Below are 7,631 nucleotides of genomic sequence, written 5' to 3'. Positions count from 1 at the left end.
TCGTTGCCCGAACGCGCCTGCGCCTGGAGATATTCCGCGATCAGGCCCTGCAGTTGCAGTTTCACGAAACGGTCACGCTCGCGGTTCCCGTCCACCAGGCTCTGCGTGACCCATGCACCCCAGCATACGAGTCCCACAAGCGCACCGACGGCGAGGATGTCGCGCAGCCCTAAAGTTCGTCCGCCCTGCCTTCCCGGCGGCCTGCCTGCCGGCACCGAGACGTCCGGAAAAGTTGGGCTTGCCGGCGTTTCCCTGTCAATCATCACTAGGGCTCCCGACGAGGAAGTGCATCAGGGCATCTCTGCGAAAAACACCGCATGCGCAGAATGCCGCAGCCAAGGCCCATATGACGATCATATCGAACTGATGGCGGCGGCCGCCGGCGGCCGCGATATACCGCGCCGAGAGATTGGCGAGATGGTGCATGGTCCCCTCGATCGAAAAGCCGCCGAGCGTGACTACGGCGAGAGTCAGGACGCCAAGCGATACCAGCAGATTGACCACCAGCCAGCCTGCGAGGCGCAGGCCGGCCGCGAGGCTTTCCTGAAGAATCATCTTCGCAGTTCCTCTGTGGGTAACTTTCATGCTCATGACGCTGTATCCAGAATGACGCCGTCACGGCCGCCGCGGCCGGGAAATGCGACGCATTCTATCGCGCTGGCAACGCGGTAGCCTCGGTCCACCAGCGCCTCGATTCTCGCAAAGACTTCCGGACTCGAGGAATAGAGCGTACCGGAATAGGCATCGAGTACGAGCCGGCAGACCGTCTCGGTTTCCGGCCCCCGGATCAGGAGGTCTGAATACTCGATGCCGTTGCGCTTGAGCGAGCGAAGCAGAGCCTCGGTGTACCCGTTCATTTCAAACCGGTCGGACTTGCGGAAATCCGAGATGGTCTCGGCCTTCTGCTGCAGGATCACGAACCAGTCGGAATTTTCCAGCGCGGCTCGCGAACCTTCCGACTTGTAGTAGTCGTTGATCGACTGCGTTGCGGTAATTAGCGAGGCGCCATACTTGCGGCAGGTGCGCGAATACGTCTCGACAAAGTCGGCCATCGCCCCGCCCCGCAGCATCTGCCACGCCTCATCGATAAACAGCGCCTTGGGGATCATGCGATTCATGCGCCGCATCGTCTGCGACGCAACGAACATGATCGAAGTCAGCACCACGCTGCGCAGCTCTTCGCGCGATGCAAGGTCCGACATCTCGAAAACCGTCAGGTCGGCGGAAAGATCGAGATTGCTCTCGCCAAGGAAGAAGCGCCCGTATGTTCCTTGCGAAGAGAATGAGAGGAGCGCCATCGCGAGGTCGGCGGCGGCGGCATGATTTTCGGCTTCCAGGGCCGCGATAACCAGGTCTACCGTTCCGCCGCGCTGATGCTCGTTCCACACCGTGTTGACGGCACGGTCAATGAGCCCGCGCTCGGTATCGTTTAGACGGGTCTCATAGCGCGCCATTTGCGAAAGGATGGCTTTCAGCATCGCAAGGCAATCGACGAGATAATCTTCGTCGCCGTCTGCGAGCTGCGGATCGATCATACGGAACGGATTGATCGAGATGCCCGAGGACAGTCTGAACTCGGTGAAGGTTCCGCCGAGTACTTTTGCCATGTGCTCGAACGAGCGTCCGTCATCAATGACGATGACTTTCGAGCCGACCCCGGCCAGGCTGGCGGTCAGATCCTGTAGGAAAACCGACTTCCCCGACCCCGATTTCCCGGCGATCGCGACATTGTGATTGCCCGCCCGGTTCTGAAAAGGTGACCAGAACTGCGGCTGTCCGCGTCGTCCCACCAAGAGGACGTGCGGAATGTCGCCGCCGACGTACTCGCCTTGCACGGGCGAGATCGCGGCGACGTTCGACGACAGCAGTGTGCGAAACCGTCTCATGCGATCGAGGTCTGAGGCCAGCCCATCGGCGATCATCAGGGGAAAGTGCGCCAGGAAGGCAGGAAGCTGAATGTGGGTCTCGTCGATCAGGTCCCAGCCGGCCGCCTTGTAGATACCTTTGATTGACCGTTCGGCCGTCTCGGCAGCCCCCCGCGGCGCGATCAGACTGATCGCATAGTAGCAGCGAATGAGCTTCTCGCCGGCTTTCACTCGCTCCTGGACGCTGCGCCACTCTGCCGCTTGGTCCCTTAGCTTGGGAATCAGCCGGACTCCCTGCCCTTCTGACAGTGACTGGGTCCGGGCGAACTTGTACCCTGCCCTCGATTCGGAAGTCTCGATACCCGGTATCATCCCGCAGACCGATTGTAGCGTCGGGCACGGAAGGCACAGCTTGGGATTGAACACGTCGCCGATGATCTTCTGCGTGTCCCAAGGAGCCCAACGGTCGGGAAAGTTGCGGATGGACATGGTCCGCACGTCGAACCGCTCGGGTATGTAATCCTCGTATTCAGGCGCACCGTCCACCAAGCTACCGGTCGGTCGCAGCGACTGCGCGTGAAGAAGCAGCCGGTCCTTCTCGACATGGGTAACAAGGTCCCGCCGTACGCATTGCTCGTTGATCGGATCGAACCGGTTGTAGCCGGGAGCATCGTCGCCAGCGCCTGTCGAAGGGCACAGGACTTCGTCGAAGAAGCGGATCAGATCGACCGGGCCGAGGTTCCGAACCGGAATGTTTATCGAGTCGAGCGCCGCTATGAGGGCGTCGCGGATGGTGAGCAGATCGTCGATGCTGATCCTCGAACCATCGGGCGCGCCGATCGAGAGAATTACCCTGAAATTGCGGACGAGAAAGTGACCGTCGCTAGCGAGCGACTGCCACGCCCCGCAGCGCAGTTTGTCCGCCCGGTGCCGCGCCAGCGTCGAGAAGACGCCGCCAGCCTCTACCCTTGGCAGCATCCACTCGGCCAGCTTCTCCGAGACACGCGGCGAGGCGTAATTGACAATGCTGAAGGCACAGCCCGGCACCAGAATGTCGGAAAAGATGCCCCCGATGATGTCGGCCGTACGTTCGTCGCCGCCAATCAGCGGGGCTAGCTCGAGAATGAAACCCTTCGAGCGGACCTGGTAGAACACCTTGGTCGTCTGGTCGAACGAGCGGTAGCCGAGGTAGTGCGACAACATAGGGACAGATGCGGGGCGCACAGTCTTCTCCGGCTTGCGGCTGTCGCCAAGAATCATCTCATAGAGGCCGTCCAAAAAGCTCACTGATCTTCCTCCGACGGCGGGAAGGACTGCGCTTGTCGACGCATGTTGCTCCTCAGGCCTGCATCCACCTCCGACCTGATCCGTGTGATCGGGCCCGCGGCCGCAGGCGCACTCGGATCGCGGCCATCAGGAGAGCCTGACGCCGTTGCCGGGACAGAAACAGTTTCGGTTTCGGGGACAATCAGCGGAGCGTTCTGCGCCGCTGCGAGAAGCCCGGTCACGTTGCCGCGGCCGGGCGGCCGCCATGCCATTTCCATGCTGCTCGCCGGTCTTCCCGGCAGTCCGACCTGCACCGTCACGGTTCGGCGCTCGTGCGCGGCGCCGGCGATGTCGGTATAGGTGGGGAAGACCACATTGAGCCGGTACGCCGGGGCCATGGCCTGCGCTTCGTCCCCACCTGCGCCGCCGTCTGCGACTGCTCTTCCGCCTGGCTCGCCATCATCTACGCTGAAGCGCCCGGCAGGCGCCGCGCGCTCGCGTTCCTCACTATCTACGATTTCGGCAAGGGCCCGGTCGTCGATAGCAACCGACGGCGCGCAGATACCGTCAGGTGCCTCGCACCGAAACGAGCCACTGACATTCGTACCCAGTGAGGTACAGGCCGGCGTGATCAGGACTGCGCCCAGAAGAAGCGGCTTGTGCAGGAGCCAGCCCATCAGCGTGTTTCCTTTAGCCATGTTTCGAGAAAGGCGCGGGGACGATAGCCATGGACGACAGCACCGTCGCTGCGCACGATCACGGGCGTGCCGGTGAAGCCGTTCTCCCTCGCGAACGCCTCGTTGGCGTCGAGGCCTCTGGTGTCACATTCGCCTGCAGCAACAATCGATTCCTGATTATACGCTTTGGCCACCGCTTCCGCACGGTCACTGGCGCAGATCACGGCATCGGAAATCGGGCGTGTTCCAAGCACCGAGATCGGGCGCTCGATCACGGAAACCTTCATCTCCGCGAGCGTACGATGCAGCTGTCTACAATACCCGCAGCGGAAATCGCTGAAGACTGTGACCGTCTGCGGGCCAGCCCCCCACCGGATTGCGCCCTTTTCTGGAAGGCCGGCGAGCGCCACCGTCTGCCGGGGAGAGGCGCGCGGCACGTGCGGCTTCGTTGTAGCCGAAACCTGCCTCCCATCCGCCGACCGGCTCTCGTCCCCTGCGCCCAGCCCGGCCGCGCCCCCGACGAGGATTTCCGGGCTGAGTTCGAGCAATCGCGCGGCCGTCAGATCCTGGCGCGTGTCCATATCGTAGACACGGCCGATCACGAGGAAGCGGCCTGCCTTGTCGGTATAGAAAAGGCTTTCGCCCGCCTGCACTTCGCACAGACCGTCGATCTTGCCGCAGTCGATCGCAGTGACCGGGGTGCGGGGCAGGCGTGCCGCGAGTACGATCCCCAGCCGGGCATCGTCCGCACTAGCGGCCCAGGTCAGGGTTCCTGCCCCGGCCGCAAGCACGGCAAGGGCGATGCTGACATGGCAAATGGCTCTTCGCGTCATGGGTCACCTCAGTTCCGGATGAAGGTCCCGTCGAGGAACACCAGCTCGACGTCGGCGCCGGTCGGCATTTCAATGACCGGCTGATACTGCTCGGCACGCTCGATCAGGTAGTCGGAGACGGTGTCGCCGGCACTGGCAATGCCCTCTCCAAGACCGCCTTTGACGATCTCGCCCGGGGACAGCGCCTCGCGCTTGCCGTCGACACTGACCGTCGTGCCCGAGAAGACTGAGTTGGCATTGGCGCTGAAACCTCTTCCGAAGCCGCCCGCTACACCGGCAAGAAATGCCTGCCCGATCAGTCCGCCCTCGCGGCTGACGACACGGCCGCGCAGGCCGACTTTGCCGCCGAACGAGATAAAGCCTTTCACTTCGGAGACCGCGTACCGGCCACCAGGCTGCGGGCAAGTCATGCGCTGGAGTTTGACGTAGACCTTCTCTGAGGAAAGGTCGCCGTAAGCAGCGCCATTGACCATGCATCCCTGAATCCTGGTCCGAAGCAGCTTGCCATCCGAGAACACTGATCTGGCCGGCCCCGTCACGCGCAGCAGGACCGGAAGCGGATCGCTCTGGCTCCTTACATTGGTCGCGGCATCGACGCCGACGACGACCTTGGCCTGAGCAATCGAGTTGGGCGGCAGGTAGTTCGGACTGTCGTTATAGAGCGCTTGGCCGCCAGCGGCGCCAACCTGTCTGCCGGAGGCGCCGATTTGCCTGCCGTCTCCGACTGGCGTGGCCTGCCCCGCCGGTGCGAACGAGACGAGCTTCACCTCGTTCGGCCGCGAGCCTGTATCCATGGACACCCCCAGCGCCCTGGCAGCGGCCGCGGCGCCGGCTGCAGGGGCCCCGCTAGCCTCGCCGCGTCCCGGGCCGACCTGCTGGCGCAGCTGCCGGTTCTCGCTCTCGTAGGCCTCGAGAACTCGCGCAGCATCCGCCTTCACTTGCGCATTTTCCTGGCGAAGTGTCTGAAGCTCCTCCTGCACCTGGTCCACTTTCGAGACCGTGCCCTGCATGCCCTTGAGCTGGTTGCCCTGCTCGGTCTGCTGGCGCTCGTACATCGCCATCCATTCCCGATCGGCGCGCTGACGGTTCATGATGGCGTCAGTCGAAATTTCGACGGTCGTGTCCGCGTCAGCGGAATTCGAGCCTTCCGTATTATCGTCCCCAGTGATGTAGGCCACGCCAGCAAGCCCGATCAGCGATCCGCCGCCGAACAGGAGCAGCTTCTGTCGCTTCGCTGCAGCTGCATTCTCGGCAACGCCCAGAGCGGCATCGAGCCGGTCATTCACTTGCGGTACTTCGCCTTCGACGTTCTTTGGCTTGCGCGTGGGGATATCCATCACAGGTCCCCCGCCGGCACGACAACGTAGGCGCCCGTGGCCCGGCGGGGCTCCAGTCTCGCATTGACGATGCTGACAGCGATTGCGCCGCTCGGGGCGATGAGTTCGTCGCTCACAGCAACCGGCGCTTCGCCGGTGTTCTCGATGCGCAGGATCTTTCCGGCCATGGTCAGGCCGTCATATTCGCTGACAAGCTGGACCTTGAGGCTGCCTACGGTCACGGGCACGCGGGGTTCGTCGCGGATTTCGAACCCCTCGATCGGCCGCTGCTCGAACATCGCCTTTATAAGAGCGACTGCCTGTGCACCGAGGGGGATGTCCCTGCGGTGTGGCGCTCGAACGGCGGCCGGCTCAGCCCTTGCAGAATCGGCATTGGCAACAAAGACCTGTGTCGCATCCGCGCCGCCCACCCGGCAGATGAACTTGTAGACGAAACCCTTCTGCGTCGTGCCGAAGAACGAGATCGAGTTGCGCTGGTATCCGTCAGGCACAGAAATGTAGATGTCGCCGCGGGTCGGCTCATGAACGACCGAGAAGTCTTCCGCGACGACAGCGCTGGCGACTTTCGAAACGGCAGCGAAACGGTCGTCCCTGAGCGATATCCGCGTTAGGTCCTGCTTCGAGGCATCGCACTGGACCGAGCCATTGTCCGCCGCGATGACCGTCTCATCCCCCAGTGCCGGCCCGGCCGCCACGAGGCCCGCAGCCAGCAGAGCAGTTCCGCAGCATCGCTTGGCGAAGCAGTCGAGCGAAGACAGCAGCGAAACACCCGAGGCGATCTCGCATGCGGCGATCATTTCACTCATTGATCTGGTCCTTTCTGGAGAGGACGCCGAAGCCACGCAGCTTCAGGCTCAGGCCCTCGTATTTCCATGCGAAACGGAAGACCCGGTGCTCGCGGCGCACGTCCCGTGAGGCCACGATCGTGTGCAGGACACCGCCGACTTCGCTGGTAAGAGACTCCGGGTCGACGCGTATCCAGTCGATCGTCACGAACTGGGTCACCTGCGACCCCTGCTGCTCTTCGATGATGCCTATGAGCTTCGATTTCAGCCCGCCGCGCGCCTCGGGCGCACTGATCTTGAGGATCGAATCCATCCAGTACTGGAGTGTTTCGGGCGAACGGTTGAGAGCCAACTGTGCCGTGTCCCGCGTCACCGCCTCAAGGTAGTCGCGAGACACGCCGGAAGACGAGATCGACATGGTTCTGGGAACGACCGGCTGAAGAATGACCTCCCGCTCACGGCGCACGGCCATGACTACCAAAGCGAGGCAAGCGATACCTAGCCCAAGGCAGCCGACGGCCAGGAAGTTGCGCTGCCTGAGGGCGCGCTGCGACTGCTGGTGAGCGAAGCCTGCGTCCATGTCAGCCCGCCAGCACCCGGATGTGGGAATGCGGTGCGGACCTGAGCCCGAAAAACCCTCCGGGCAGATGCCAATAAGCGAGATGGAGCATCCAGCACATCGAGCGGCCTGCCCGAAGCTTGCGATAACCGAGCCATGCCCCGATGCTTAACAGGCTGCGGAAAAAGGCGCTTGCCTTGATGTGGCATTGCTGATTCCAGGATCCCGTAGAGGGATGTTGAAGGGATCGGGATGCGCGGCGGTGATGAACGGAGCGAGGGGCTGTTCTCGTACGTGAGTTGCGAGGCT

At 62.9% G+C, this 7,631-nt stretch carries 9 protein-coding genes; all 9 read right to left on the bottom strand.

Annotated elements, in window-relative coordinates:
• Nucleotides 1–263 (bottom strand): TrbI F-type domain-containing protein (locus tag VMR39_RS25120; RefSeq protein WP_325420346.1); only part of this gene is annotated, 263 nt, incomplete at its 3' end.
• Nucleotides 256–591, bottom strand: coding sequence for a hypothetical protein (locus VMR39_RS25115; RefSeq protein ID WP_325420344.1), 336 nt, complete (start codon nt 589–591; stop codon nt 256–258). The genes VMR39_RS25115 and VMR39_RS25120, both read right to left, overlap by 8 nt.
• Nucleotides 588–3,125 (bottom strand): type IV secretion system protein TraC, encoded by a 2,538-nt coding sequence (traC, locus tag VMR39_RS25110; RefSeq protein ID WP_325420350.1) that lies wholly within the window; start codon nt 3,123–3,125, stop codon nt 588–590. The genes VMR39_RS25115 and traC overlap by 4 nt, the downstream gene beginning before the upstream one ends.
• Before the next feature lie 23 nt (nt 3,126–3,148).
• A complete protein-coding gene (locus VMR39_RS25105) occupies nt 3,149–3,808 on the bottom strand; it encodes a hypothetical protein (protein WP_325420342.1) in 660 nt (219 codons plus the stop codon).
• Nucleotides 3,808–4,641 (bottom strand): DsbC family protein, encoded by an 834-nt coding sequence (locus VMR39_RS25100; RefSeq protein ID WP_325420341.1) that lies wholly within the window; start codon nt 4,639–4,641, stop codon nt 3,808–3,810. Before VMR39_RS25100 ends, VMR39_RS25105 begins: the two co-directional genes overlap by 1 nt.
• 8 nt (nt 4,642–4,649) lie before the next feature.
• Entirely contained in the window at nt 4,650–5,978 is a 1,329-nt protein-coding gene (locus VMR39_RS25095; protein ID WP_325420340.1) for a TraB/VirB10 family protein, read from the bottom strand.
• The gene (locus VMR39_RS25090) at nt 5,978–6,784 is read right to left on the bottom strand and encodes a type-F conjugative transfer system secretin TraK (protein ID WP_325420338.1); all 807 of its coding nucleotides are present in this window, start codon (nt 6,782–6,784) and stop codon (nt 5,978–5,980) included. The genes VMR39_RS25095 and VMR39_RS25090 overlap by 1 nt, the downstream gene beginning before the upstream one ends.
• Nucleotides 6,777–7,343, bottom strand: coding sequence for a type IV conjugative transfer system protein TraE (locus tag VMR39_RS25085; protein ID WP_325420336.1), 567 nt, complete (start codon nt 7,341–7,343; stop codon nt 6,777–6,779). The genes VMR39_RS25090 and VMR39_RS25085 overlap by 8 nt, the downstream gene beginning before the upstream one ends.
• Nucleotide 7,344: 1 nt before the next feature.
• Entirely contained in the window at nt 7,345–7,524 is a 180-nt protein-coding gene (traL, locus tag VMR39_RS25080) for a type IV conjugative transfer system protein TraL (RefSeq protein ID WP_414712594.1), read from the bottom strand.
• Nucleotides 7,525–7,631 lie beyond the last annotated feature (107 nt).

Origin of the sequence: Sphingobium sp., assembly GCF_035511395.1 — a bacterium.
GTDB lineage: Bacteria > Pseudomonadota > Alphaproteobacteria > Sphingomonadales > Sphingomonadaceae > Sphingobium.
This window is presented reverse-complemented; position numbering and strand designations above follow the sequence as displayed.

What these genes read in the sequence shown, in the direction of transcription:
- VMR39_RS25115 (WP_325420344.1), bottom strand. Translation starts at nt 591, where the DNA reads ATGAGCATGAAAGTTACCCACAGAGGAACTGCGAAGATGATTCTTCAG.
- traC (WP_325420350.1), bottom strand. Translation starts at nt 3,125, where the DNA reads ATGATTCTTGGCGACAGCCGCAAGCCGGAGAAGACTGTGCGCCCCGCA.
- VMR39_RS25105 (WP_325420342.1), bottom strand. Translation starts at nt 3,808, where the DNA reads ATGGGCTGGCTCCTGCACAAGCCGCTTCTTCTGGGCGCAGTCCTGATC.
- VMR39_RS25100 (WP_325420341.1), bottom strand. Translation starts at nt 4,641, where the DNA reads ATGACGCGAAGAGCCATTTGCCATGTCAGCATCGCCCTTGCCGTGCTT.
- VMR39_RS25095 (WP_325420340.1), bottom strand. Translation starts at nt 5,978, where the DNA reads ATGGATATCCCCACGCGCAAGCCAAAGAACGTCGAAGGCGAAGTACCG.
- VMR39_RS25090 (WP_325420338.1), bottom strand. Translation starts at nt 6,784, where the DNA reads ATGAGTGAAATGATCGCCGCATGCGAGATCGCCTCGGGTGTTTCGCTG.
- VMR39_RS25085 (WP_325420336.1), bottom strand. Translation starts at nt 7,343, where the DNA reads ATGGACGCAGGCTTCGCTCACCAGCAGTCGCAGCGCGCCCTCAGGCAG.